This is a genomic window from Kribbella sp. NPDC000426, assembly GCF_040300265.1.
Lineage (GTDB): Bacteria > Actinomycetota > Actinomycetes > Propionibacteriales > Kribbellaceae > Kribbella.
In genome coordinates this window covers 169,804-194,006 of sequence record NZ_JBEPDK010000003.1, presented here as the reverse complement: position 1 = coordinate 194,006, position 24,203 = coordinate 169,804, and the positions used below count along the sequence as shown (strand labels likewise).

Below are 24,203 nucleotides of genomic sequence, written 5' to 3'. Positions count from 1 at the left end.
CTCAGAGCAGAGATCAGCGGGCGAAGTCGACCTGCTTCGCGGCGACGATCCCGGTCGCGCGCTCACACGCCGCGGTATCGAGGGCGCAACGCACGACTGTTGTCTTCGTGTTCGGATCCTGACCGCCGCCGGCCACGACGGCGACCATCAGCAGGTGCTGCTCGTCCTCTGCGACGGCCTCGTAGAAGCAGCCACTCCACTGGCGTTCTACGGAGCCGGAACGCGAGTCCAGCGCGGTGATGATGTTGCTGCAGTAGCTGTCGCCGTACGCCGGTGTGCCGATTGCCACGCTGCCGTCGGGAGTGAAGCCGGTGACCCGGTAGTCGCAGGTCTTGAACCGCTTCCTGCCGGTGGCGATCTCGACGACCGTGGAGCAGCCGTCGCCGGTGTTCTTCGAGGGCAGTGCCGAAGCGAGGCGGCCGTCCTCGGAGACAGCCAGCACGTCACCGGTCACTGTCTTCACCGCCACGGGCTTGGCGGCGCCCGGCGTCCACGAGTAGAGCTTCAGGGTTGTCTCAGAGCCCTTCACGGAGGCCTTGTAGTAGATCTTGTCCTTCGTGTACGCGAGCACGTAGATGCTCTGGACGTCCGGGAGATCCAGAGACCTCACCGAAGCGCCGTTGTCCGTGTAGAGCTTCGCGCCGTACGTCTGCTCGCCGACGACCACCGGCGGCGTGGTCGCGTACGCCACGGCCGACTGGTCGGCGGTCCCGGCGAGGGTCATGACATGCGGCGTGCGGCTGATCACCGCCCCGCTGGAGCCGACCTTCAGCAGCTCCCCGCCGGACGTCGTTGCGAGCACGCTGGTGCCCAGGCGGGCCACCTCCATCAGACTGCCGCTGCTCGGGACCTTCAGCTCCTTGCCGGCGCCGAGCACCGTGCGGTCGAAGCGATAGGCCAGCTGCGGATCCCGCCCCTGCGTCAGCTTGGCCGCCTCGAGAGCGACCGGGCCGGAAGGAGCCTCGGGTGTCGTCGTCGACGGGGGCTTCGGCGTGAGCGACGGCTTCGGGGTCGGTTTCGACACCGCGACCGGGGTCGAGGTAAGCACCGGGGTCGGCGTCGGTGACGGTGTTGGGCTCGGCGTACCGCCCAGTGGCGCAGCGAGGTTCGAAGAAGCCGGCTCAGGGCTCTGGCGGTAGGCGAGGGCTCCGCCGACGGCGACAGCAGCCACAGCAACGGCCGCGACGACAGCAATCAGACGACCGTTCAGCTGTCGCTTGGGCGGAGTCGTCAACTCAGTCCCCGATCAGTAGTGGGCCCTTGGCAAGGGGCGTGGCGAGTTCGCAGGCACCGGTAGTCACGGTGCAGCGGATGATGGAAGCAGGTGTCTCGTCGCCGGTGTCGGCGAGTAGGAGCAGGTGCTGGTCGTCCTCGGGGACCCACTGGCGGAACACTCCGGACCACTCGTGCAGCAGAGTGCCCTTCTTGGCGTCCAGCACAGCGGCGATGCCGTTGCCATAGCCGTCCTGGTACATCGGACCGGCGATCGCGGTGGCGCCGTCCGGGGTGAAGCCGACGATCTGGTAGTCGCAGGTGCGCCAGAGTCGCTTGCCGGCCGGCACCGTCAGGAGACTGCTGCAGCTGTTCTGGTCGGCCAGCGTGGTCAGCGAGCCCGCCGTACCGACGCTCGAGACAGCCATCGCCTGCGGGACCGAGTCGAGCGTGATGATCTTCGATTCAGCCGGAGTCCACTCCCGCAGCGTGGACTTTCCGTCCTGGGTGGACGACGCGTCGAAGTAGAGCTTTCCGTCGCGGTAGCCCAGCAGGGAGGTGTTCCAGATGTTCGGCACCGTTACCTTCTTGACGCCGCCCTGGCCCTGGGCCTGCTCGGCGTACAAGGTGACGACCCCTGTCTCCTCGCCGGACTCCTTCAGTCGCGAGCCGACGTACGCCGCGCCGAGTCCGTCGTCGGTGGTGACGATCTGGGTGATGTCCGGGGTCCGCGCGGTGATCTTGCCGTCGGTGTCGATCGTCAGCATCTCGGTGCCGTAGCCCTTGGTGACCACCGCGAGGGCCGACGAGCCGAGCCGGGCGACCTCCTGGATCTCGGCCGTGCCCGGGACCTTGACGTCGCCGCCGGCGCCGCCGCGGATCGTCCGGCCGGTCAGGTACGCGATCTGCGGCGCACGGCCGGTCGGGAGCTTGTCGAGGGCGATCTTCGTCTTCAACGGTCCGGTCGGCGTGGTGCTGCTCGGCGTCGGAGTCTTGGCGGGCGTCGGTGTCGGCCTGGGCGTCGTGGAGCTGACGGTGACAGCGGACGGCGAGGTGGAAAGCGGCGCGGCCTCGGCTGCCGCGGTCTCGGGGCCTTGGCGGTAGGCGAGGGCTCCGCCGCCCGCGATGGCGGCCACGGCGACGGCTGCGACGAGGCCGACCAGGCGGCCGTTCTGCACTCGCATCGGCGATCTCCTAACAACAAACGAACATGGTCGTGGCACGGCTGGTGGGGACCGTGCGGCGGACCACGGCCGAGCGGGACTCAAGGCCCGCTGTCGGGAGATCTGACGTCGGAAAACACCGCTTGGTTCACTCCAGCGAACGAGTCGCAGGACGGATCGAGCATAATTGCGCCATGGACCAGCCACCCCGGATCGGCCGGTACTCCCTGGTCCGCCGGGTGGGTGCCGGAGGTTTCGCGACCGTTTGGCTGGCCCGCGACGAGCAACTGGACGCCGAGGTCGCGGTCAAGATCCTGTCCGAGAACTGGGTCGAGGACGAGGACGTGCGTCGTCGCTTCCTGGCCGAGGGCCGGTTCCTGCGCAAGGTCGACTCGCTGTACGTCGTCGGTGTCCACGACATCGGCGAGGCCGACGACGGCCGCCCGTTCATGGTGCTGACGTACGCCGACGGCGGCACGCTCGCGGAGCGGATCAAGGCCGGGCCGCTCGAGTTCGGCGAGGCGGTCCGGATCATCACGCAGGTCGGCCGCGGCCTGAAGCACCTGCACGCCCGCGGTGTGCTGCACCGGGACGTTAAGCCGGCCAACGTGCTCTTCCGCACCGACTCCGCCGCCGGCGACCGCGCGATGCTGTCCGACCTCGGACTGGGCAAGTCGTTGGCAGAGGTGTCGCGGATCACGATGCCGGGTGGCACCCCGGCGTACGTCGCTCCGGAGCAGGTGATGGGCGACCGCCTGGACCACCGAGCCGACCTGTACTCGCTGGGCGCCGTCGCGTACGCCGCCTTCACCGGGCAGGCGCCGCACGGCGTGGCCAGCCTCGGTGCGGTGATGCAGATCGACGCACCGCCGCCGTCGATGACCACGCTGCGCGAGGACGTACCGGACGCGATCGACGTCGTCGTACGGCGTGCTCTCGAGCCGGACCGCGACCAGCGATGGCCCGACCTCGACAGCTTCCTCAATGCGCTGCGAGAAGCGCACACCACGGGCAAGGTCCCGGCTGGGCTGGTTCCGGCTGCGGAGATGCCCGCACCGGCACCGGCCGCCGCTCCGGTCGACCAGGCGACCGCACTGGCCAGCTCGAACGAGCAGACCGTCCCGGTGAAGCCCAAGCGCCGCCGGCGTGCAGCAGTGATCACCACGCTCGCTGCGCTGGTTCTTGCAGCAGCCGGTGGGTACGCCGGGTACGAGTACGTCCTGACCCGCCCGATCAAGGTGGACGACAAACCCCTGTCGGTAGAGGTTCCACGCGCGTGGAAGCAGAAAGCCGTTGACGGGCAGCAGTCGCTCCTCGTCAGCACCAACACGTCCGCGTGGCAGACGAACTCTGCGATCGAAGGCGTCTTCGTCGGCGTGGTGAACGCGCAGTCGCTGCCGAGCAGCGTCACAGCGCCTGACGGCTGCACCGCGGGTCCCGGGGCCCAGAGCACCCTCGGTGGCCAGCAGACTGTCACGTTCCAGCTCAACTGTGGATCCAACCCGAGCATCGTCGAGCAGTACCGGCAGGTGGGTTCGAACACGCTGCTCCGGATCCAGGTGCGGGCATCTGATGAGAAGACCCGGACCAGCGTGCTCGACTCGGCGGCGTACAAGCCTTAAGGCACCAGCGACGTCAGCGACGAGATCGATGCCTTGTGCATGCGCGGGATGACGTTCAGCGTGGCCGGGTCCGACGAGTACAGGTACGAGCCGGACTCGTAGACCAGGTAGGCGGTCCCGTTGTACTCCGTGATGCCCTCGGTCATGCTCGGCGCGCGGAAGCAGCTCAGTGCGGCGGCGTCCAGGTCCTTCTGGCCGCGCTTCACCACGTAGATGTTGCTGCGGTTCCCACGCCCGTATGACGTGCTGTAGATGAAGTGGTTCGCGGTGACGGTGAGCCCCTGCGTCTTGGTCGGGATCTCCCAGGCACCGGACTGAGTGGTCAGCGTGCCGTCGTCGGCGATCTTGTACTCGTACATGGTCCCGCGGCCGGTGTCGTTGAACGTCCCGGCGAACAGCGAGTCGCCATAGCTCCCGATGAAGGACGAGCCGGCGACGTCGCGGGCAGTACCGACCTGCGCCAGGTACGGAGTACCAGCGGCCTTCAGAGCGTCGCGTAGCTCGGTCAGCCGGTACTTGCGGATGCTGCTGCCCTGGCCGGCCACGAAGGCCCAGCCCTTGCTCACAGTGATCCCTCCGACGTGTGACTCGGCGATCGCGACCACGCCGACCGTGGAGCCGGTGGACGGGTCGATGCCGTAGATCTCGGAGTCGGCGCCGGCGCGGTACGCCGCGACCAGGAGCAGGTTCTTGCCGAAGCCGTCCCAGTTGTACCAAGTGCCGGCGCCTTGCGGGGTGTACGTGCTGAGGTTCGGGATGCTCGCGCTGTTGCTGAACCGGGCGTCGTACTTCTTCGACGCGGACGGCCCGTCGTAGAACGTGGCGCCGCCGGTGGTGGCGGTGTCGCAGCTGATCGCGGCCTGCGCCGGGAGGGCGGCGGTGAGGGCGGCGGCAGTGATGAGAAAGGCGGTCGGGATGGCGAGAATGCGCATGGTGACCTCCGGAGGTTGGGCGGAAACCTACGAGAATCCCAGAGTAAATCGGTAATGAGCGACGGGCGAGGGCTCACCGGGCGGCAGATCGGCGAACGGACGCCGTACGGTTGTCGCATGACCGATCTGTCCGCGGCGATCGACCGCGTTCTGCCCAGCGTCCGTGCCGACCTCGAGGACCTCATCCGGATCCCGTCGGTCAGTTACGAACCGGCCCGTGCGGCCGACGTCCAGCGGTCCGCCGAAGCGACCGCCGCGTTGTTCGAGGCCGAAGGCTTCACGGTGAAGATCGTCCGGGCCGGCGACGGTGCGCCGGCGGTGATCGCGAAGAAGCCGGCCCCGGCCGGAAAGCCGACCGTCCTGCTCTACGCGCACCACGACGTCCAGCCGACCGGAGCGGTCGAGCAGTGGACCTCGGACCCGTTCGAGCCGACCGAGCGCGGCGACCGGCTGTACGGTCGCGGCGCCGCCGACGACAAGGCCGGGATCGCCGCACACCTCGCCGCCGTACGGGCCTTCGGCAACGATCTGCCCGTCGGCGTGACGGTTTTCGTCGAGGGTGAGGAGGAGATCGGTTCGCCGACCCTGCTGCAACTGCTGGAGGAGTACTCCGAGGAGTTGGCCGCCGACGCGATCGTCATCGCGGACTCCGGCAACTGGGAGATCGGACGGCCCGCCCTGACTGTGTCACTGCGCGGTCTGGTCGAGTCGTACGTCGAGGTCCGCACTCTCGAGCACGCCGTGCACTCTGGTCTGTTCGGTGGGCCTGTCCCGGACGCACTGTCCGCACTGTGCCGTTTGCTGGCCACACTGCACGACGACAAGGGCGATGTGGCCGTTGACGGGCTGCATGCGTCGCGGGCAGCCGATGTGGACTACGGGGAGGCCCGGCTGCGTGCCGAGTCGTCCGTGCTCGACTCTGTGCGTCTGACTGGCACCGGCTCGTTGGTGGACCGGCTGTGGACTCGGCCGTCGATTTCTGTGGTCGGCATCGACGCACCGTCGGTGGCTGAGGCCAGCAACACCCTCATCCCGGTCGCACGGGCGAAGGTGAGCCTGCGGGTGGCCCCTGGTGACGACGCCGTGAAGGCCAGTGCGGCGCTGGCCGAGCACCTGGAGCGCAATGCGCCTTGGGGTGCGCAGGTGACGGTGACCGAGGGCCAGACCGGTCAGCCGTGCAGCGTGAACGCACGTGGCGCCGGCTACGAAGCGGCCCGGTCTGCTTTCAGGACTGCCTGGGGCGTCGACCCGATCGACATGGGGATGGGCGGCTCGATCCCGTTCATCGCGGAGTTCCAGCAGACGTTCCCGCAGGCAACGATCCTGGTCACCGGCGTCGAGGATCCCGACACCCGCGCCCACGGAATCGACGAAGGCCTCCACCTCGAAGAGTTCACCAAGGTGTGCCTGGCTGAAGCATTGTTACTTCAGAACCTGGCCGACCAGGCGTGACCGGGCTTTTCGGCGACCCAGTGTTTGGCATAGGTTTCGGCGAGTGAAGATCGCAGTCGTACGGGAGACGAGACCGGCGGAGCGCCGGGTCGCGCTGGTGCCGGAACAAGTCGCGAAACTGATCGAGCTCGGCTACGAGGTCGCGGTCGAGCCGGCCGCCGGTGAACGCGCGCTGTTCTCCGACGACCAGTACCGCGATGCCGGCGCCGACGTGGCCTGGGGCGCCGACCACGCGGCCACGATCGTGGCCTCGGTCCAGCCGCTGGAACGCGAGCGCCTGCAGCGGTTGCACGCCGGTACGGCGCTGATGTCGTTCCTGCCGACGAACCCGCCGGATGTGGTCCGCACCGCAACGCGGGCCAAGCTGACGGCGTTCGCGATGGAGCTGATCCCGCGGATCTCGCGGGCCCAGTCGATGGACGCGCTGTCCTCGCAGGCGCTGGTCGCCGGATACCGGGCGGCGATCGTCGCAGCCGAACGGCTCCCGCGCTTCTTCCCGCTGAACATGACCGCGGCCGGCACCGTCCCGCCGGCCCAGGTCGTCGTCCTCGGAGCCGGTGTCGCCGGCCTGCAGGCGATCGCGACCGCCAAGCGGCTCGGTGCGGTGGTGAAGGCGTACGACGTCCGTACGGCGGCCGCCGAGGAGATCGCGTCGATGGGCGCCGTACCGATCGAGCTCGAGCTGGGCACGCTGGACGGACCCGGCGGATACGCCCGCGAGATGACGCCGGAACGCGCGCAGCTCCAGCGGGAGCTGCTCACGCCGTACGTCGCGGCCGCGGACGCGCTGATCACGACCGCCGCCGTACCGGGGCGGACCGCTCCGATGCTCGTGACGCGGTCGATGGTCGAGCAGATGAAGCCGGGCTCGGTCGTGGTCGACCTGGCGTCCGAGCAGGGCGGCAACGTCGAAGGGTCCGTGGCCGGGACCGAGCTGACCATCGGCGAGGCGCTCGTCTGGGGCGGCGCGAACGTACCATCGCAGATGGCGGGTCCGGCGTCGCGGCTCTACGGTCAGAACATCGCCAACCTGATCCGGCTGATGACCCGGAACGCCGCCTTCGACCCCGACTTCGACGACGAGATCGTCCGCGGCTGCTGCGTCACCCACGACGGCAGCGTGCTCCACGAGCCCACCCGCGAGCTCCTGAAAGGCCAGGCTTGATGACCGAGTCCATTGCGCTGCTGACGATCTTCGTCCTCGCGGCGTTCGTCGGGGTCGAGGTGATCAGCAAGGTCTCCTCGACGTTGCACACCCCGCTGATGTCCGGGGCGAACGCGATCCACGGCGTCATCCTGGTCGGCGCCATCATCGTCACCGGCTCGGCCGACTCGGTCATCGTGGTGATCGTCGGGCTGCTGGCCGTCGTCCTCGCGACCGTGAACATGGTCGGCGGGTTCGTCGTCACGGACCGGATGCTGGAGATGTTCAAAGGTCCGGGGGCTCGTAAGAAGGAGCTGCACAAGTGATCCCCACCTGGGCCCAGATCGGCTATCTGGTCTCCGCGGTCTGCTTCATCGTCGCGCTGAAGGCACTCTCGTCGCCGCGCAGCGCCCGGACCGGCAACCTGATCGGTGCTGCGGGCGCCGTACTCGCGGTGCTGATCACGTTCGCGGCGTACAAGCCGGACCACCTGGCGCCGATCCTGATCGCGCTGATCATCGGCACCATCGGCGGTGTAGTCGGGTCGCGGCGGGTGCAGATGACCCAGATGCCGCAGCTCGTTGCCTTGTTCAACGGTGTCGGCGGCGGCGCGGCCGCCCTGGTCGCCCTGCTCGAGCTCGACGAGGTGTCGTCAGACGCGACGGTGGCGGCGATTGCTTCGGCGTTCACGATCCTGGTCGGAGCGGTGAGCTTCTCCGGGTCGGTGGTGACGTTCACGAAGCTGCAGGAGCTGATGACGACGCGGCCGGTGACCTTCCCGGGTCTGCCGGTGCTGTTCGTCGCGTCGATCCTCGGCGGGGTGGCGTTGGGCGTCTGGCTGGTGTCGGACCCGCGCGTGTGGGTCGGCGTACTGCTCTGCCTGGTGGGGCTCGCGATCGGCGTGATGCTGGTGCTGCCGGTGGGCGGTGCCGACGTACCGATCGTCATCTCGTTGCTGAACGCGTTCACCGGTCTGACGGTGGCCGCGGGCGGTTATGTGCTGGGCAACACGCTGCTGCTGATCGCGGGAACGCTCGTCGGCGCGGCCGGTACGTTGCTGACCAAGCTGATGGCGGACGCGATGGGGCGGTCCGTGTTCAACATCCTCTTCGGCGCTGTGCGGGGCGGGTCGACGCTGGGCGCCGGTACGGCGTCGGAGCGGCCGGTGATCTCGGGCGGGCCGGAGGACGTGGCGATCCTGCTCGGGTACGCGAACAAGGTCATCATCGTGCCCGGGTACGGTCTGGCGGTCGCCCAGGCGCAGCACGTCCTGCGCGACCTGGTCGAGGAGCTGCAGTCGCGCGGCGTGAAGGTCGACTACGCGATCCACCCGGTCGCCGGCCGGATGCCCGGCCACATGAACGTACTGCTCGCCGAGGCCCAGGTCCCGTACGACCAGCTCCGCGAGATGGACGACATCAACGGCGACTTCAAGACGACGGACGTGGTCCTGGTCGTCGGCGCGAACGACGTGGTCAACCCGGCCGCCCGCAACACCCCGTCGGCCCCGATCTACGGCATGCCGATCCTGAACGCCGACGAGGCCCAGCGCGTGATCTTCCTCAAACGCTCGATGCGCCCCGGCTTCGCCGGCATCGAGAACGAGCTGCTCTACGACCCGCGTACGACGTTGTTGTTCGGCGACGCCCGGGAGTCCCTGACCAAGCTGCTGGGTGCATTGAAGACCGTCTAACCCGCAAGAAAACGTTGTCATAGGGAAAGCCGCGTACTAAACCACGCTCCGGCTTTCCCCGCAACCATTTGACACCTTCCTGCCGACCCATAACCAGACCGGTCCAGGCCGCTTCGCCATGCCCTTCCGGCGGCGCAGTCTGCCGTATTGCTTCCGGCACTCCACCGCGCCGTTATCTTCCACCGCCCCCTGGCCGCCCCCGGCCAACGACCTACCCCGGCCACCCCACTCCGTTGCCCGCCCGCAACCCCTCTGTTTCACTTTCCCCACGAGAGGCCCGGGCCGGCGCGCACCCCTTTCCCTCTCCTTCCCCCCGCCCCAGAGGAGACCGCTGTGCCCTGCCCGACCCCACCCCTTTCCCGCGCCTGGGACTGGGGCTAATCCACCCACCCCCGCTGCGCCGCCCGAACCCCCAGTTCAAACCGCCCCGAAGCCCCCACCTGCTCACTGAGCTTCGCCGCAATCCGCCGCACGGTCCGCATAGAAACCCCCAGCTTGCGGGCGACCTGCTCGTCGGTCGCTCCATGCACCAAGAGCCTGAGGAACTCGGCCTCTTGCGCGCTGATGCCGCCCTCCCTGGCCCACCGCTCCTCCTTGAGTGGGTCGACGGCGCGGTCCCACAGGTTGAGGTGCAGCTCCATGGCCAGTCGCACCACGGCGCGGCTGTGGTGGACGACGGCGCCGACGGTGTGGTCGTCGGGGTCGATCCCCATCACCGCCGACTCGTCGTCGAAGATAACCAGTCTGAACGGAACTGACGGCGTGATTCGAACCGTTCCGCCGAGGCTGGTCAGAAGCTGTACGAACTCGGGTGCGCCTGGCCTTTTCCAGAAAGCCTCCGAGTAGATGTACCGGATCTCGATCCCGCGGTCCAAATGATGTCGGTCGGGCAGGACCTTGGGGTCCATGTTTACGACCCGGTCGCCCTCATTAATTCCCCAGATTGATTTCTTCGGCTCGAAATGCTGCATTCGCTGGTTGGCGAGCTCGCGACCTTCGAGGATTTCGACATCGGGAGTTGTTCTCTGCACCAGGAAGTTCGCGAGGTCCGCCGTGAACTTGTCTGCGGCCAGCTGGTCCGATCGCAGTTCGTTGCTCAACGATTCGATTTCCTGCTGTCGCCGTGCGGCCAGGCGACTGAAGGTCACGGACGGATCGAGCGGATACTCCACGCCGTCGATCCAGCTCGGCACGAGGAAACCCAGCTCGCGCAGCTTCTCGAGATCCCTGGCTGTCTCGGCCTCGGTCTGCTCGAGCTCGGCCGCCAGTTCGTTCAGCCGCGACTCGCGCCCGAACTCCGGCTTCTGCAGCAACGTCCGGTAGACCGCAAGCAACTCCTCGGTCAGCCCAGAAGAGTCGAACAACGCCCTCAGACCCAGCCACGCTTGGCAGCAGCCACCCCAAGCTCGAACCGACTCGCGGCGTCGAGGCGTTCGGAGAGGTTGGCGGTGATGCGCCGGGCCGTGCGGAGAGAGATGCCGAGCAGACGCGCCACTTGCTCGTCCTTGGCTCCGCCGGCGAGCAGCCGTAGTACCTCAGATTCATGCGGCGTGAGAGGGGTCTCATCGCGGTCGTCGGGGTCGAACATCTCGGTTGCGCGTGACCAGTAGGCGTCGAAGAGGGCCATAGCGACGGACACAACCGCGGGCGTGCGGTGGATGACTGCGCCTGCCGTTGGGCTCTGTGGGTCCATCGGCATGATCGCGATCTCCTGGTCGAAGATCAGCAGGCGCATCGGAAGCGTGGGGGTTGCTCGGACCTCACCACCGAGGCGGTGGATCGCGGCGGCGTATTCGACGGCTTGCTTGGAGGCCGACATGCTCTGCAGGTACACCGTCCGCAACTTCAAGCCACGCTCCAGCAGAGAGAAGTCAGGCGACTTCTCTGTCGGATGCACTGTGTCATCAAGGTGCGTCGGAACCAGACACCAGAACGTGTCTCGCGCCTTCAGCGCAAGCTCCTCGATCCGCCGGGAGGCGTTGGCGCGACCCTTGAGGATCTCGACGTCCCCACTGCTGCGAGCGGTCAGCAGCTCGTTGTACTGCTCTGCCACCACGTCCGCGGAGGCTTCCGCCTCCTTTAGCTCGCCCAGCATCTTGTTGAGCTCGGTCCGGCGACGTTCAGCCAGGCTCGTCAATCCGACGCGTGGATGGACCGCATGCTCCGCCTCGGGGTTCGTCCAGGTCGGCACCAGCAACTCGAGCTCCCGGAGCCTGTCCAGCAGCTCGTCTACATCGGTGACGGAACGACTTACTAGCGCGGCAATCTGCTCCGGCGTACTGTCTGGGTGGCTGAGAAGGGCGTGATAGACCGCAAAAGTGGCTTCGTCCACCCCCAGCGGCTCGAGCACGATCCCTCTCCTCCAGAAACTTGTCGGAACCGACCATATACAGACAGCGTCTATAAAGAGCACCCAATGGCGGTTTCGAAGTTATTTGAAGGGACAGGTTGTGATCAAGAAGTTGCTGATTGTGGTCGGTGCTGTGATCGTACTGTCGTTCGGGACACCGCTCGCAGCATCAGCGTCTACCGGCCAGGAGCCGGCCTGCGGCGCCATCAACGCCTGCTGGTAGCGGACGCGGTCATGGGGCGCTTCGGCGTCCCGTAGACTGTGGGGGTGGCTCGTGGCGATGGTCGGCTTACTCATGAACTCGACCCGCAGGATCTGGGTCCGCAGGATGCTTGTGGGGTGTTCGGGGTTTGGGCGCCTGGCGAAGAGGTTGCCAAGCTCACCTACTTCGGGCTCTATGCCTTGCAGCACCGGGGGCAGGAGTCGGCGGGAATCGCGGTCAGTAACGGGTCGCAGATTCTGGTCTACAAGGACATGGGGCTGGTCAGCCAGGCCTTCGACGAGGCCACGCTGGCGTCGCTCAGAGGGCACATCGCGATCGGCCACTGCCGGTACTCGACGACTGGTTCCAGTGTCTGGGCCAACGCACAGCCGACGTTCCGGTCCACGGCGACCGGGTCGATCGCGCTTGGCCACAACGGCAACCTGACCAATACCAGCGAGCTCGCCGCCAGCCTGAACGGTGAAGGCGACCTGGATCTCGGTCTCGACGCCGACGTCGACCACGCGAAGGCGAACGCCAAGCACGGTGCGTCGTCCGACACCGACATCCTCACCTCGATGCTGGCCGGGTACCCGGACCTGACGATCGAAGAGGCCGCCGCCAAGATCCTCCCGAAGGTCAAGGGCGCGTTCAGCCTGATCTTCATGGACGAGAACACCCTGTACGCCGCCCGCGACCCGCAGGGCATCCGTCCGCTGGTCCTCGGCCGGCTCGAGCGCGGCTGGGTGGTCGCCAGCGAGACCGCGGCCCTCGACATCGTCGGCGCCTCGTTCATCCGCGAGGTCGAGCCGGGTGAGATCGTCGCGATCGACGCCGACGGTCTCCGGTCGACCAAGTTCGCCGAGCCAGACCCCAAGGGCTGTCTGTTCGAGTTCGTGTACCTGGCCCGCCCGGACACCCAGATCTCCGGCCAGCGGATCTACTCGACCCGCGTCGAGATCGGCCGCAAGCTGGCCCAGGAGCACCCCGCCGACGCCGACCTGGTCATCGCGACCCCCGAGTCCGGCACCCCGGGCGCGATCGGGTACGCCGAGGAGTCCGGCATCCCCTACGGTTCCGGCCTGGTCAAGAACGCGTACGTCGGCCGCACGTTCATCCAGCCGAGCCAGACGATCCGCCAGCTCGGCATCCGCCTGAAGCTGAACCCGCTGCGCGAGGTGATCGAGGGCAAGCGCCTGGTCGTCGTCGACGACACGATCGTCCGCGGCAACACCCAGCGCGCCGTGATCCGGATGCTGCGCGAGGCCGGCGCCAAGGAGATCCACGTCCGCATCACCGCGCCGCCGGTGAAGTGGCCGTGCTTCTACGGCATCGACTTCGCCAGCCGGGCCGAGCTGATCGCCAACGGGCTGAACACCGAGGAGATCTGCCGTTCGCTCGGCGCCGACTCGCTCGGGTACATCAGCCTCGACAACCTGGTCGAGGCGACGACGGTCCCGAAGGAGCGGCTCTGCCGGGCCTGCTTCGACGGCGTCTACCCGGTCGCCCTGCCCGACCCGGAGCACCTCGGCAAGCACCTGCTCGAGCTGCCGGTGACCGACGCCGACGGCCTGGCCACGGTCTCCGGCGGTGGCGGCGCGGCCGACGCCCTGAGTCGTCCGTGAGATCGAGCCGCCCGTAGTCCAGTCCCCGGGAGGCGGCGATCCGCCGGACGCCCGGAGTACCGCCGTACCGAGGAGAAGAACGTGAGCGAAGGCGCGAGCTACGCGTCCGCCGGGGTCGACATCGAGGCCGGTGACCGCGCCGTCGAGCTGATGAAGGAGTGGGTGGCGAAGGCGACCCGCCCCGAGGTGGTCGGTGGGCTCGGCGGGTTCGCCGGCCTGTTCGACGCGACCGCCCTGACGTCGTACCGCCGGCCGCTGCTGGCGACGTCGACGGACGGGATCGGGACCAAGGTCGCGATCGCGCAGAAGCTGGACAAGCACGACACGATCGGGTTCGACCTGGTCGGGATGGTCGTCGACGACCTGGTCGTGTGCGGCGCGGAGCCGCTGTTCATGACCGACTACATCTGCACCGGCAAGGTGGTCCCGGAGACGATCGCGCAGATCGTGAAGGGCATCGCGGAGGCATGTGTCGAGGCCGGTACGGCGCTGGTGGGCGGCGAGACCGCGGAGCACCCGGGTCTGCTGAAAGCAGACGAGTACGACGTGGCCGGTGCGGCGACCGGTGTGGTCGAGGCGGACGAGGTGCTCGGCGCGGAGCGGGTGCGCGCGGGCGACGTCGTACTGGCGATGGCGTCGTCGGGACTGCACTCGAACGGGTACAGCCTGGTCCGGCACGTGTTCTTCGACCGGGCCAAGTGGACGCTGGACCGCGAGGTGCCGGAGCTCGGTACGACGCTGGGCGAGGTCCTGCTCACGCCGACCCGGGTCTACGCCAAGCACTGCCTGGAGTTGATCCAGGAGCTGAACGACGCGGACGAGCGGCCGCTGCACGCGATGTCGCACATCACCGGCGGTGGCTTCGCCGCGAACCTGGCGCGCGTGATCCCAGATGAGCTGTCGGTCCGGATCGACAGGTCGACGTGGACGCCGGCGCCGGTGTTCGGGCTCGTCGGGCTGCTCGGCGACGTGGCGCTGCCGGAGCTGGAGAAGACGCTGAACATGGGCGCCGGCATGGTCGCAGTGCTCGACCCGTCGGCTGCCGACGCGGCGATCCGGGCGCTGGCCGCCCGCGACATCCCCGCCTGGGTATGCGGCGAGGTCACCGCGACGCCGGGCGGCACCGTCACCCTCGAAGGCGCCTACGCCAGGTAGACCTGCATCCAGCACCACCTGGAAGCGGCTCTGGAACGAGCTGTCCGACGCCTCGGGCAGCTACGACCGCTGATCCGCCACAGGTGGTGCTGGTGTGGTGGTTCTCGTCGGACGCACGGTGAACTGCTCAGTCACCCCGAAGGGCGCCTGAGCAGCTCAGCCGGGCTGATGTTGCTTACCGACGGGGGTGGTAGTCGTCGGCGTCGTCTCCGTCGCCGTCGTTCTCGCCGTTCGCAGAACGGTCGCCACCCTGGTCACCGGACAGCTCACGCTTGAGCTGGTCCAAGTCGGTGTCCCAGGTGCGGTACTTCAGGTCGCGTGCGACCTTCGTCTGCTTGGCCTTTGCACGGCCGCGCCCCATAGCGTCGACCCCCTCGCACAAGTCAACCGGGTACGCTGCGTGGCGCCCACGGATCAGTCGTCAGTAATCGTGGTTCAAGGATACCCGGAGCGCGGGATCGACACACGCACCGCCCCCGCCCAGAGGTCCGATCACAGCATCGATGGGGTGGACCGGTCCCCTCAAACCGGCCCACCCCACCGCGTCCGGCCCCGTTACTTCACTTCGCGACGTGAGCTAGCCCACAGTCCGACGATGGTCGGAAGGACGATCCAGACCCCGACCGCGGTCAGCGTCTCGGGCACCATCCCGTGCAGATCCCGCTCCGCGATCCGGCCGAGTGCGCCGAACACGTCCAGGTAGTTGGCGTTGTCCTTGAACAGCGCCGGCCCGGCCAGCGACCACGCGGTCGGCGCGATGAAGAACGCCAGGATCGCGACCGCTGTCTGCGGGATGACCGCACCGAACGCGGCGCCCATCACGACATTCAGCGCCACAGTCAGGTAGGCGCCGGCCAGTTGGCCGCCCAGTCCGGCGTACGACGCAGCGTGGTCGGTGACCCCGCCGGCCAGCGCAGTGCTGGCGAGCGCCAGCGCGACGACAACGGTCATCACGACCGCGCTCAGTACGACAGCCGAGACGAACTTGGCCAGCTGCACCCGGACCCGGCGCGGCGACAGCGTGAACGTGGTCAGCGCGGTCCGCTGCGTCCACTCCGACGTCATCGCCATCACGCCGATCACCGGGAGCAACAGCATCACGCCGGTGGATGCGGCCCCGAGGAAGCCGTCGAATCCTGCTGCACCCCGCGGCAGATGGGTCATCTGCCAGGTCAGCGCGGCCACGGCGATCAGCAGGATCGCGGCGATCAAGACCCGGCCGCTGCGGGTGTTGACGGATTTGCGTAGTTCGATTGCAACTAGTTTCAGAAATGACTGGCCGCGGGCGGGCGGCAGCGCGGTCGCTACCTCGGCCCGGTGCTTGGCCGGTGCGGTGGTCGGGACGTCTTCGGTCACGGTGGTCATAGCGATGAGCTCCTGAAGAGAAGTAGGTGTGATCAAGCGGCGACGGGCGCTGCGGTCAGCTGGAAGAACAGCTCCTCCAGGCCGGCGCCGTCGCTCTGGCGGAGTTCGATCAGGATCTGACCGGCAGCGGCGGCGGCTCGCCCGACCTGCTCGGCAGTGGCGTCGACGCGCAGCGCGCCGTCGGCGAGCGGCTCGAGGTTCAGGCCGGCCGCGGTCAGGGCCTGGTTCAGGCCGATCGGGTCGAGGCCGCGGACCAGAGTGCCGCTCCCCGCGAGCAGTTCGTCCAGCGAGCCGTCGGCGACGATCCTGCCGCCGCCGATGACGACCAGCCGGTCGACGGTCGCCTGCACCTCACCGAGCAGGTGGCTGGACAGGATCACAGTGCCGCCACGGGCGGCGAAGTCCTGCAGCAGCCCGCGCATCCACCGGATGCCCTCCGGGTCCATCCCGTTGGCGGGCTCGTCGAGGATCAGTACGGCGGGGTCGCCGAGCAGCGCGGCCGCGATGCCGAGCCGCTGCCGCATCCCGAGCGAGTACTGACCGACGCGGCGCTTCGCGGCGTGGCTGAGTCCGACCGCCTCGAGCATCTCGTCGGTGCGCGCCTTAGGCACCCCGAGCAGGCTCGCGTTCAGCAGCAGCGTCTCGCGGCCGGTGCGGCCCGGGTGCTGCGCGGCGGCGTCCAGCATGACTCCGACGACCCGGCCGGGGTTCGGCAGGTCGGCGTACCGCTTGCCGGTGATGGTGGCGGTGCCGGAGGTCGGCGGCGTCAGGCCGGTGAGCATCCGCAGCGTGGTCGACTTGCCGGCGCCGTTCGGGCCGAGGAAGCCGGTGATGCTGCCGGGCTGCACGGTGAACGACACGTCCTGGACAGCCGTGGTGCTGCCGTAGCGCTTGGTCAGGTTCTCGACGGTGATCATGACATCGAGTCAACCGCCGGCGACCCCGTTCGCACATCGGACGAGCGGCTGCGGCCACCCCCTACGAAAGTTGTCGGCGACGGCCCCGAACCCCACCCGGAAGGGGGACGTGATCGCGTCGACCGTAGAACTACAGTGACGGAATGCGACGGTTGCGCCGGTGGTACGCCTGGTGGGTCAGGCATGCCCCGCGCGTGCGCGACTTCTTGTACGTCGCCTTCAGCCTGCTCTCGATAGTCGCGCAGGCCGCGTCCGGCGGAGGCGGCTGGAGCCCCAAGGACTGGTACGTCCTCGGTGCCGGCATCTTCGCCTCGGTCGCGCTGCTCTGGCGCCGGCGGTTCCCTGTGACGGTCACCGCGATCGCCGTGGTGGCGATGCTGACCGGCGGGATCTTCGTCCCGATGGGGCTGGCCCTGCTGACGCTGTCGATCCGTCGCCGCGACCTGGCCCTGGCGATCCTCGGTCTCGCGTCGTACGCCGCCTACGTACTGAACACCTGGGGCGGTGGCAAGGGGTCGATCTGGGTCCCGATCTTCACCGGCCCGTTCCTGGTCGGGACCTGGATCGCGATCGGTGCGTACGTCGGTGCTCGCCGCGACCTGATGGCGTCGCTGCGGGACCGGGCCGAGCGCGCCGAGGCCGAGCGCGAGCTGCGCAGCGAGCAGGCCCGGCTCGGCGAGCGATCCCGGATCGCGCAGGAGATGCACGACGTACTCGCGCACAAGGTCTCGTTGATCGCGCTGCATGCCGGCGGTCTCGAGGTGAACCCGGCGGTCGGCCCTGACAAGGTCGAAGGCTCGGCCAAGCTCATCCGCGAGACCGCCCGGCAGGCCATGGAGGACCTGCGCGAGGTCCTCGGCGTACTGCGGTCCGACGTCAGCGTCGCCGGTGCCGACCTGGCGCCCGTGCCGCAGGCCGCGGATCTCGAGCGGCTGATCGAGGCCTCGCGCAACGCGGGTGTGACGGTCGGGTACGACGTTGCGCTGCCCGACGACGTACCGGATTCGGTCGGCCGGACCGTCTATCGGCTGGTGCAGGAGTCGCTGACCAATGTGCACAAGCACGCGCGCGGCGCCGCGACCGAAGTGTGGGTCCATGGTGCTCGGGGCGAGGGCGTGACGGTGAGGGTGACGAACGTACGGCCGGTGGCTGCTGGTTCACTGCTTCCTGGCGCCGGTGCGGGCCTGGTCGGCTTGCGCGAGCGGGTGCAGTTGGTCGGCGGCCGGTTGACGACCGGGCCGACGCTCGAAGGCGGCTGGCGGGTCGAAGCCTGGCTGCCGTGGGACGACCGTAAACAAGATGCCGAGCCTGTATTCGTGGACGAAGGGGAGCGATGACGCGGCTGCTGATCGTGGACGACGAGGCGCTGGTCCGGGCCGGGCTGAAGATGATCCTCGAGTCGGACGACGAGCTCGAGGTGGTCGCCGAGGCCGAGGACGGTGCGGACGCCGCGGCGATGGTGAAGGAGCATCAGCCGGACGTCGTACTGATGGACATCCGGATGCCACGGCTGGACGGGCTGGCCGCGACCCGGGAGGTGCAGGCGCTGCCGGATCCGCCGAAGATCGTCGTACTGACGACGTTCGACCTGGACGACTACGTGTTCCGTGCCCTGCAGGCCGGGGCCAGCGGGTTCCTGCTCAAGGACACGCCGCCGCGCGAGCTGGTGCAGGCGATCAAGGTCGTCGCGGCCGGGGATGCGATGCTCTCGCCGGCGGTGACGCGGCGGCTGATCGGGCACTTCGCCGGGGACCCGCGGACGGACCGGCGGCGGGTGGCGCGCGAGCGGATCAGCAAGCTCACCGAACGCGAACGCGAGGTGCTGATCGAGGTCGGCCGCGGCCTGCAGAACGCCGACATCGGCCGGAAGCTCTTCATGAGCGAGGCCACCGTGAAGGCGCACGTCTCCCGCGCCCTGGTGAAACTCGACGCGACGAACCGCGTCCAGGTCGCGATCCTCGCCTACGAAGCCGGCCTGCTGGACGACTGAATAGGAAACCGGCCCGGCCGTCGGAGGGGTGGGGGATCGACGGCCCGGCCGGTTTCATGGCCAGCGTGCCTGGGGGGATAGGACGCTGACGACCAGCGGCACCCGATGGGGGGAAGGGCGCCGCCGGTCAGGACTCAGATGCGGCCGAAGGCCACGCTGCTGGTCCAGATCTTCGCCTTGGCGACCGGGCGACCCGGCTTCGAGGCGTGCCACAGCATGTTCCCGCCGGCGTAGATGCCGACGTGGTACACACCGCCGCCACCGTTGCGGAAGAACACGAGGTCACCCGGCTTGGCGGCCTTGCGGCTGATGTGCTTGGTCGCGCTGTACTGCTGGCGCGACGTGCGCGGCAGCTTGTGACCGGCCTTCTTGTACACGTAGCCGGTGTAGCCGGAGCAGTCGAAGCCGCGGGTGGTCGTGCCGCCGTAGCGGTACGGCGTGCCCTTGAGCTTGGCCGCCTCCCGCAGCACCTTGGCCCGGAAGGTGGTGGTGCCGGAGCTCGCGCCGGCCTTGCCGTAGAGCACCTTGTGCTTGGCGGCCCACGTCAGCCGGCCCCAGGTGTTCTTGTCCATGTAGCCGGTGGCCTTGAGGCCCCAGGACGCCTGGAACTTCTTCAGCACCCGGACGGTGCTGGTGCCGAAGTAGCCGTCCGGCCCCAGGTGCAGGGCGCGCTGGACGTACTTGACGGTCGGGCCGGAGTCACGGAACCGGAGCAACGGCCGGCTCGGGATGCTCATGTGGCCGCGCTGCTGGGCAGCGGTCATGGTGGCCGCGGAGGCGGTCGCCGGGGTGGTGGTGAGGCTGAGGGCGGCTCCACCGCCAACAGCGAGGCCGACCGACAGAACGGCGGCTGCGGCGCGGGGCGTCGCGGGCTTGCTGGTCCTACGGTGCTTCGCCAGGGTCCGGCCGGTAGGCCGGTCGGTACTGGAAAGCTGGCTGACGGCGCGCGAAAGCGACGTCCGTCGGGCAGTGACGGGCATGGTTGTCTCCCGACGCCTGTGAAGTTAGCTGTCGGGTTCGGGCTGGGATTCATAGCCCGGTCCGCTCCCGCGGACTTCACCCCAGGGTTTCGACCACTCACGGTCGAGACCCAACTTCCTGGGTCCCCCACCCCTGCCATGGTTTTCGAGGGGAGCACATGGGCCCTGGCAGGGCTCGGCGTTGACCCACGTGCGGTTCGTGTTGTTTACCGAACCGCCGACGACTGTATAACAGAACGATCACGACGCAAACCCTCAGATCCACAAAGACCCTCCCGAATGCCCCTGAGAGGGCATCTGACGGATCAGGGAGCCTGGATGAACACCAGGTGTCCTGAGCGCGTCTGAGCGGGGCTCAGGCGGCAAATGAGGGCTTCGGTGTGACCTCGGTCACAATCAATGGTCGCTTTCTGTGACAACGGGCACAGAGGGTGGTCAGGGCACCCTAAAATCCTTGCGAATTCAGCTATTTTTCGAGCAGCTCGCGGAACCGCTCCAGCCCCACGTTCCCGCCGGACAGCACCACTCCGACGCGCTCCGGCATCCCGTGGATCCGTCCGGCCAGCAACGCGGCCAGCGCGCTCGCCCCGCTCGGCTCCAGCACGATCTTCAGCCGCTCGAACGCGAACGCCATCGCCGCCACGATCTCCTCGTCGCTGACCAGCTCGAACGACTCGACCAGCCGCCGGTTCACCGCGAACGTCAGCTCGCCCGGCGTCGAGATCGCCTGCCCGTCCGCGATCGTCCGCGGTACGGCGATCTCGACCCGCTCGCCCGCGGCCAGCGAGCGGGCGTGGTCGTCGCCGGCCGCCGGTTCGACCCCGATCATCCGGATCCCGGGGCACATCAGCGTCGCCGCGGTCGCACAGCCGGCCATCAGCCCGCCGCCACCGACCGGAACCAGCAGGGCGCCCAGATGCCCGACCTCTTCGAGCAACTCGACCGCGACGGTCCCCTGCCCGGCCATCACGTCGTAGTTGTCGTACGGCGGGATCAGCGTGCGCCCGCGTTCGGTCGCCAGCTCGTGCGCCAGGGCGGCCCGATCCTGGGTGTAGCGGTCGTACGTGACCACCTCGGCGCCGTACCCGCGGGTGGCGGCGACCTTCGTCGGCGGCGCGTCCTCCGGCATCAGGATCACCGCGCTCGTCCCGGCGAGCCGGGCCGCCAGCGCGACCGCCTGCGCGTGATTACCCGAGGAGTATGCCGCGACGCCCGCCTCGAGCTGCTCCGCGGTGAGCCGGCTGATCGCGTTGTACGCGCCCCGGAACTTGAAAGCGCCGATCCGCTGGAAGTTCTCCGCCTTCAGGAACACCTCCGCCCCGACCCGCTCGTCGAGCGTTCGCGACGTGAGGACCGGCGTACGGTGGGCGACACCCTTCAGGCGCTCAGCGGCGGCCCGGACATCTGTGAGACTCAGCACGATCCGACGTTATCCGCGGGCGATGTCAAAGTGCGCCGACCCGCTCCGTACTGATGGACGAGAGGCACCCATTCCGGGGGCCGCGGGTGAAGGAGAAACCGTGAAGTACCTACTGGTTCTGAACATCAACCCCGATGTGCTGGCCGCGCTGCCCGAGGCCGAGCAGCAGGCCATCGGGTCCGGACACCAGAAGTTCATGGACACGATCAAGGCGTCGGGCGAGTTCCACAGCACGGTCGCGCTGGAGCAGCCGGCGCAGTCCGCGGTCGTCACAGTCCGGGGCGGTCTCCCGGCGGTGACCGACGGGCCGTTCGTGGAGTCGAAGGAGTTCCTCGGCGGCTTCTACCTGGTGGACGTGGCGTCCCGGGAGCGCGCGCTGGAGCTGGCCGCGATGATCCCGGACGCGGGGATCGAGGGGCTCGGTGTCGAGGTTCGCGGGGTCGAGTTCGCGGACGGTCTCTGACCGCATCACAACGAAGGGGGTTCTCCTCAGACTGTGGAGAACCCCCTTGTTTTGTTGACGTTTCAGTCGGTCTGGTCGTCGACGTTCGCGTCGCCCGCGTTCCGCTTGACCGAGTCGATCCCGTTCTGTGCCGCGGCCTTGGTCGTGTAGCTCTCGCTGCTGGTCGCGATGACCTCGCCGTTACCGGCCTTCAGGCGAAACCTGAACTCGCCGGACTTGTCCTTGTACAGCTCGAACTTCCCCGCCATCGATGTACCTCCATAGAGAGTGGTATCGCTCCGTCTCGGAGCGTAGTCCTCTCGGACGCGTGTGGGGCGCCAGACACCCCCTACTCGCGGATGCCGCGGATGCCTGCCACGACCAGGTCGAGGCCGATCTCGTAGTACCGGTCCCGGGACTCCGGGCAGATCAGGGCGCCGGCGGCGGACGTGATCATCGGGTAGCGCTCGGGGGACAGGGCCCCGAGGGATGCCCGCTTGCGCCGCAGGGACGCCTCGCGGGCCTCGGGGTCGCTGACCTCGCGGGCGATCGGGTCTGTGGTCACCAAGGAGATCAGTGAGCAGATCGCCTGCCGGCCGACCTCGGCCGCGTCGTCGACGGTGAATCCGCCCTCGACGAGCAGCTCGAGCGCCCGCTCGGCCAGTGCCAGGCCGGGCTCGGTGATCAGGATCCGCGGCAGCGTCAGGTCCGCCAGCCGGGGGTGCCCGCGGAGCGCGGTCACGAACGCGCCGAGCAGCGTGTGGAGCTGCTTGTCCCAGCGCTCGCCGTTCGGCACCGGCAGTACGACGTCGGCCAGGATGCGGTCCCCGATCGCGGCCAGCAGGTCGTCCTTGTCCTTGAAGTGCCGGTACAGCGCCATCGGCGTGACGTCGTGCTGCGCGGCCAGCTTCCGGAACGAGACCGCGGCCGGTCCTTCGTCGTCGGCGATGGCCAGCGCGCTGTCGACGACCTTCTCCGGATCGAGGCGGCGGGAGGTCTCCTTGGTAATCACGTTGACAAGTCTACACCGTAGACCTAGTGTCTACTCCGTAAGCTTACGGCGTATACATACAGCGTAGACTCTCAACCGAGTGAGGTACGGCAATGCGACGCAGTCCTTGGGCCACCCTGGCGGTGCTGGCTCTGGCGCAGTTCATCGTGGTGCTCGACGTGACGATCGTGAACGTCGCGTTGCCCCACATCCAGGCGGACCTGAACTTCTCCGCCGACTCCCTGCAGTGGGTCATCAACGCGTACACACTGCTCTTCGGCGGCTTCCTGCTCCTGGGCGGGCGGATGGCCGACCTGCTCGGTCCGCGCCGCGTGTTCACCGCGGGCCTCGTCCTGTTCGGCGCGACCAGCCTCGTCGCCGGCCTTTCCAACTCCCCGGAGTTCCTGATCGGCGCCCGTGCGGTCCAGGGCCTCGGCGGAGCGCTGCTGTCACCTGCGGCGCTGGCCATCCTGACCATGACCTTCGCGCACGGGCGTGAGCGCAACATCGCGATGGGCGTCTGGGGTGGTCTCGCCGGTCTCGGCGGCACGCTCGGCGTGGTCGCGGGCGGCGTACTCGTCGACTCCCTCAGCTGGCAGTGGGTCTTCTTCGTGAATGTGCCGATCGTGATCGCACTGATCGCCCTGATCCCGGTCTTCGTCCCGGACCTGCGGCACTCGACGGGTCGCCGTACGTTCGACACCCTCGGCGCCGTGCTCGGCACGGCCGGTCTGATGTCGGTCGTGTACGGCGTGGTGCGGTCCGAGCCGTCTGGGTGGGGGTCGTTCGAGGTTGTCGGCGTACTGACTGCCGGTGTGCTCCTGCTGGTGGCGTTCGTCGTGGTGGAGTCGCGGTCCGCTGCTCCGCTGGTGCCGCTGCGGCTGTTCCGGTCGCGGGCGCTGAGTGTGTCCGGTGCGACGCTGGCGCTGAACGGTGCTGGGTTCCTGTCGATGTTCTTCCTGACTGCTATCTACCTGCAGCAGGTGCGTGGTGACAGTGCACTCGAGGCCGGCATTCACTTCCTGCCGATGGGCGGCGCGGCGATCGTCGGTGCGGTACTGGCGTCCCAGTTGGTGCAGCGACTCGGCACTCGGACCGTCCAGCTCGCCGGTGCGGTCCTGAGCGTCATCGGTCTGCTGCTCCTCTCGCAGGCGGACGTCACCGGTAGCTATAGCTCGCAACTGCTGCCCGGTCTGATCATCTTCGGCTTCGGCATCATCGGTGTCGGCGTACCGGGTCAGATCAACGCGGTCTCCGAGGTGCGGCCGGCTGAGGCCGGCGCAGCCTCCGGTGTGGTCAACGCGATGTACCAGGTAGGCGGCGCGCTGGGTCTGGCGATCGTCACCACCCTGTCCATCAGCCACACGACCAGCGAGCTGACCCATGGCGCCAGCCAGCTGCAAGCGCTGCAGTCAGGGTACGAGCGCGGCCTACTGGCAGCTGCTGCCTTCGCCGTCGCCAACGTCCTGCTGACCCTGGCGACGCCGCAGCTGCAGCCGACGTCCGAGCAGCTCGCCGAGGCGACTGCCGCGGCATAAGTTGCTTGAG

Annotated in this window: 23 protein-coding genes and 1 riboswitch; of the genes, 11 read left to right on the top strand and 12 right to left on the bottom strand. The window is 68.4% G+C overall.

The genetic code is table 11. From position 1 onward, the window contains the following. Positions 1-13: 13 nt before the first annotated feature. Positions 14-1,234 carry a hypothetical protein gene (locus ABT313_RS14745; protein ID WP_350852701.1) on the bottom strand — a complete coding sequence of 407 codons (1,221 nt, stop codon included), beginning with the start codon at positions 1,232-1,234 and terminating at the stop codon, positions 14-16. A gap of 1 nt (position 1,235) precedes the next feature. After that, complete coding sequence (locus ABT313_RS14740) at positions 1,236-2,396, bottom strand: hypothetical protein (RefSeq protein ID WP_350852699.1); 1,161 nt, start codon at positions 2,394-2,396, stop codon at positions 1,236-1,238. Positions 2,397-2,569: 173 nt separating this feature from the next. Between ABT313_RS14740 and ABT313_RS14735 the strand changes: the two genes are divergently transcribed. Continuing rightward, positions 2,570-3,997 carry a serine/threonine-protein kinase gene (locus ABT313_RS14735; RefSeq protein ID WP_350852696.1) on the top strand — a complete coding sequence of 476 codons (1,428 nt, stop codon included), beginning with the start codon at positions 2,570-2,572 and terminating at the stop codon, positions 3,995-3,997. Here the strand turns inward: ABT313_RS14735 and ABT313_RS14730 are convergent. After that, the gene (locus tag ABT313_RS14730; RefSeq protein WP_350852693.1) at positions 3,994-4,929 is read right to left on the bottom strand and encodes a hypothetical protein; all 936 of its coding nucleotides are present in this window, start codon (positions 4,927-4,929) and stop codon (positions 3,994-3,996) included. The two genes, ABT313_RS14735 and ABT313_RS14730, sit on opposite strands and share 4 nt — an antisense overlap. Positions 4,930-5,046: 117 nt before the next feature. On the opposite strand from ABT313_RS14730, the gene ABT313_RS14725 reads away from it, so the two are divergent. From ABT313_RS14725 to ABT313_RS14710, 4 genes are read left to right on the top strand one after another with little or no spacing between them, the layout of a single operon-like run. Beyond that, entirely contained in the window at positions 5,047-6,381 is a 1,335-nt protein-coding gene (locus ABT313_RS14725) for a dipeptidase (protein WP_350852690.1), read from the top strand. 43 nt (positions 6,382-6,424) lie between these two features. Then, positions 6,425-7,546 (top strand): NAD(P) transhydrogenase subunit alpha, encoded by a 1,122-nt coding sequence (locus ABT313_RS14720; protein ID WP_350852687.1) that lies wholly within the window; start codon positions 6,425-6,427, stop codon positions 7,544-7,546. Further along, positions 7,546-7,851 (top strand): NAD(P) transhydrogenase subunit alpha part 2, encoded by a 306-nt coding sequence (locus ABT313_RS14715; RefSeq protein WP_130446026.1) that lies wholly within the window; start codon positions 7,546-7,548, stop codon positions 7,849-7,851. Before ABT313_RS14720 ends, ABT313_RS14715 begins: the two co-directional genes overlap by 1 nt. Beyond that, on the top strand, positions 7,848-9,218 hold the full coding sequence (locus tag ABT313_RS14710) for an NAD(P)(+) transhydrogenase (Re/Si-specific) subunit beta (RefSeq protein WP_350852684.1): 1,371 nt from the start codon (positions 7,848-7,850) through the stop codon (positions 9,216-9,218). The genes ABT313_RS14715 and ABT313_RS14710 overlap by 4 nt, the downstream gene beginning before the upstream one ends. 377 nt (positions 9,219-9,595) lie before the next feature. Here ABT313_RS14710 and ABT313_RS14705 read toward each other — a convergent pair whose 3' ends face one another. Further along, complete coding sequence (locus tag ABT313_RS14705) at positions 9,596-10,582, bottom strand: helix-turn-helix transcriptional regulator (protein ID WP_350852681.1); 987 nt, start codon at positions 10,580-10,582, stop codon at positions 9,596-9,598. A 5-nt stretch (positions 10,583-10,587) separates the two neighbouring features. Beyond that, positions 10,588-11,568 (bottom strand): helix-turn-helix transcriptional regulator, encoded by a 981-nt coding sequence (locus tag ABT313_RS14700; protein WP_350852678.1) that lies wholly within the window; start codon positions 11,566-11,568, stop codon positions 10,588-10,590. Between the two features lie 261 nt (positions 11,569-11,829). Here ABT313_RS14700 and purF point away from each other — a divergent pair, with 261 nt between their 5' ends. Then, positions 11,830-13,395, top strand: a complete 1,566-nt coding sequence (gene purF, locus ABT313_RS14695) for an amidophosphoribosyltransferase (protein ID WP_502883982.1) — start codon at positions 11,830-11,832, stop codon at positions 13,393-13,395. An 81-nt stretch (positions 13,396-13,476) separates the two neighbouring features. Then, entirely contained in the window at positions 13,477-14,550 is a 1,074-nt protein-coding gene (gene purM, locus ABT313_RS14690) for a phosphoribosylformylglycinamidine cyclo-ligase (protein ID WP_350852672.1), read from the top strand. Positions 14,551-14,725: 175 nt separating this feature from the next. Here purM and ABT313_RS14685 read toward each other — a convergent pair whose 3' ends face one another. The 3 genes from ABT313_RS14685 to ABT313_RS14675 all read right to left on the bottom strand — a co-directional run bounded on the left by ABT313_RS14685 (position 14,726) and on the right by ABT313_RS14675 (position 16,832). Continuing rightward, positions 14,726-14,911, bottom strand: coding sequence for a DUF3073 domain-containing protein (locus ABT313_RS14685; protein ID WP_130387089.1), 186 nt, complete (start codon positions 14,909-14,911; stop codon positions 14,726-14,728). A 194-nt stretch (positions 14,912-15,105) separates the two neighbouring features. After that, positions 15,106-15,915 carry an ABC transporter permease gene (locus tag ABT313_RS14680; RefSeq protein ID WP_350852668.1) on the bottom strand — a complete coding sequence of 270 codons (810 nt, stop codon included), beginning with the start codon at positions 15,913-15,915 and terminating at the stop codon, positions 15,106-15,108. Between the two features lie 32 nt (positions 15,916-15,947). Then, complete coding sequence (locus ABT313_RS14675; protein ID WP_350852666.1) at positions 15,948-16,832, bottom strand: ABC transporter ATP-binding protein; 885 nt, start codon at positions 16,830-16,832, stop codon at positions 15,948-15,950. Between the two features lie 143 nt (positions 16,833-16,975). Here ABT313_RS14675 and ABT313_RS14670 point away from each other — a divergent pair, with 143 nt between their 5' ends. Both ABT313_RS14670 and ABT313_RS14665 read left to right on the top strand, forming a co-directional pair. Continuing rightward, on the top strand, positions 16,976-18,169 hold the full coding sequence (locus tag ABT313_RS14670) for a sensor histidine kinase (RefSeq protein WP_350852663.1): 1,194 nt from the start codon (positions 16,976-16,978) through the stop codon (positions 18,167-18,169). Continuing rightward, on the top strand, positions 18,166-18,822 hold the full coding sequence (locus ABT313_RS14665) for a response regulator (RefSeq protein WP_350852660.1): 657 nt from the start codon (positions 18,166-18,168) through the stop codon (positions 18,820-18,822). Before ABT313_RS14670 ends, ABT313_RS14665 begins: the two co-directional genes overlap by 4 nt. A 134-nt stretch (positions 18,823-18,956) precedes the next feature. Here the strand turns inward: ABT313_RS14665 and ABT313_RS14660 are convergent, their stop codons facing one another. Continuing rightward, a complete protein-coding gene (locus ABT313_RS14660; protein WP_350852657.1) occupies positions 18,957-19,802 on the bottom strand; it encodes a C40 family peptidase in 846 nt (281 codons plus the stop codon). Next, a riboswitch (cyclic di-AMP (ydaO/yuaA leader) is annotated at positions 19,802-19,969 on the bottom strand. Its footprint overlaps the gene before it by 1 nt. Positions 19,970-20,268: 299 nt before the next feature. Continuing rightward, the gene (locus ABT313_RS14655) at positions 20,269-21,222 is read right to left on the bottom strand and encodes a pyridoxal-phosphate dependent enzyme (protein WP_350852654.1); all 954 of its coding nucleotides are present in this window, start codon (positions 21,220-21,222) and stop codon (positions 20,269-20,271) included. 100 nt (positions 21,223-21,322) lie between these two features. Between ABT313_RS14655 and ABT313_RS14650 the strand changes: the two genes are divergently transcribed. Beyond that, positions 21,323-21,685: a YciI family protein gene (locus ABT313_RS14650; RefSeq protein WP_350852651.1), complete on the top strand. Its 363-nt coding sequence runs from the start codon at positions 21,323-21,325 to the stop codon at positions 21,683-21,685. A 62-nt stretch (positions 21,686-21,747) separates the two neighbouring features. Here the strand turns inward: ABT313_RS14650 and ABT313_RS14645 are convergent, their stop codons facing one another. Together ABT313_RS14645 and ABT313_RS14640 are read right to left on the bottom strand one after the other, a co-directional pair. Continuing rightward, positions 21,748-21,933, bottom strand: a complete 186-nt coding sequence (locus ABT313_RS14645; protein ID WP_350852648.1) for a YegP family protein — start codon at positions 21,931-21,933, stop codon at positions 21,748-21,750. Positions 21,934-22,013: 80 nt separating this feature from the next. Beyond that, a complete protein-coding gene (locus ABT313_RS14640) occupies positions 22,014-22,676 on the bottom strand; it encodes a TetR/AcrR family transcriptional regulator (protein ID WP_350852645.1) in 663 nt (220 codons plus the stop codon). 92 nt (positions 22,677-22,768) lie between these two features. Here ABT313_RS14640 and ABT313_RS14635 point away from each other — a divergent pair, with 92 nt between their 5' ends. After that, positions 22,769-24,193 carry an MFS transporter gene (locus ABT313_RS14635; protein ID WP_350852642.1) on the top strand — a complete coding sequence of 475 codons (1,425 nt, stop codon included), beginning with the start codon at positions 22,769-22,771 and terminating at the stop codon, positions 24,191-24,193. Positions 24,194-24,203: the final 10 nt, after the last annotated feature.

What these genes read in the sequence shown, in the direction of transcription:
- ABT313_RS14635 (WP_350852642.1), top strand. Translation starts at nt 22,769, where the DNA reads ATGCGACGCAGTCCTTGGGCCACCCTGGCGGTGCTGGCTCTGGCGCAG.
- ABT313_RS14725 (WP_350852690.1), top strand. Translation starts at nt 5,047, where the DNA reads ATGACCGATCTGTCCGCGGCGATCGACCGCGTTCTGCCCAGCGTCCGT.
- ABT313_RS14680 (WP_350852668.1), bottom strand. Translation starts at nt 15,915, where the DNA reads ATGACCACCGTGACCGAAGACGTCCCGACCACCGCACCGGCCAAGCAC.
- ABT313_RS14645 (WP_350852648.1), bottom strand. Translation starts at nt 21,933, where the DNA reads ATGGCGGGGAAGTTCGAGCTGTACAAGGACAAGTCCGGCGAGTTCAGG.
- ABT313_RS14735 (WP_350852696.1), top strand. Translation starts at nt 2,570, where the DNA reads ATGGACCAGCCACCCCGGATCGGCCGGTACTCCCTGGTCCGCCGGGTG.
- ABT313_RS14685 (WP_130387089.1), bottom strand. Translation starts at nt 14,911, where the DNA reads ATGGGGCGCGGCCGTGCAAAGGCCAAGCAGACGAAGGTCGCACGCGAC.
- ABT313_RS14730 (WP_350852693.1), bottom strand. Translation starts at nt 4,929, where the DNA reads ATGCGCATTCTCGCCATCCCGACCGCCTTTCTCATCACTGCCGCCGCC.
- ABT313_RS14660 (WP_350852657.1), bottom strand. Translation starts at nt 19,802, where the DNA reads ATGCCCGTCACTGCCCGACGGACGTCGCTTTCGCGCGCCGTCAGCCAG.
- ABT313_RS14675 (WP_350852666.1), bottom strand. Translation starts at nt 16,832, where the DNA reads ATGATCACCGTCGAGAACCTGACCAAGCGCTACGGCAGCACCACGGCT.
- ABT313_RS14665 (WP_350852660.1), top strand. Translation starts at nt 18,166, where the DNA reads ATGACGCGGCTGCTGATCGTGGACGACGAGGCGCTGGTCCGGGCCGGG.
- ABT313_RS14670 (WP_350852663.1), top strand. Translation starts at nt 16,976, where the DNA reads ATGCGACGGTTGCGCCGGTGGTACGCCTGGTGGGTCAGGCATGCCCCG.
- ABT313_RS14740 (WP_350852699.1), bottom strand. Translation starts at nt 2,396, where the DNA reads ATGCGAGTGCAGAACGGCCGCCTGGTCGGCCTCGTCGCAGCCGTCGCC.
- ABT313_RS14715 (WP_130446026.1), top strand. Translation starts at nt 7,546, where the DNA reads ATGACCGAGTCCATTGCGCTGCTGACGATCTTCGTCCTCGCGGCGTTC.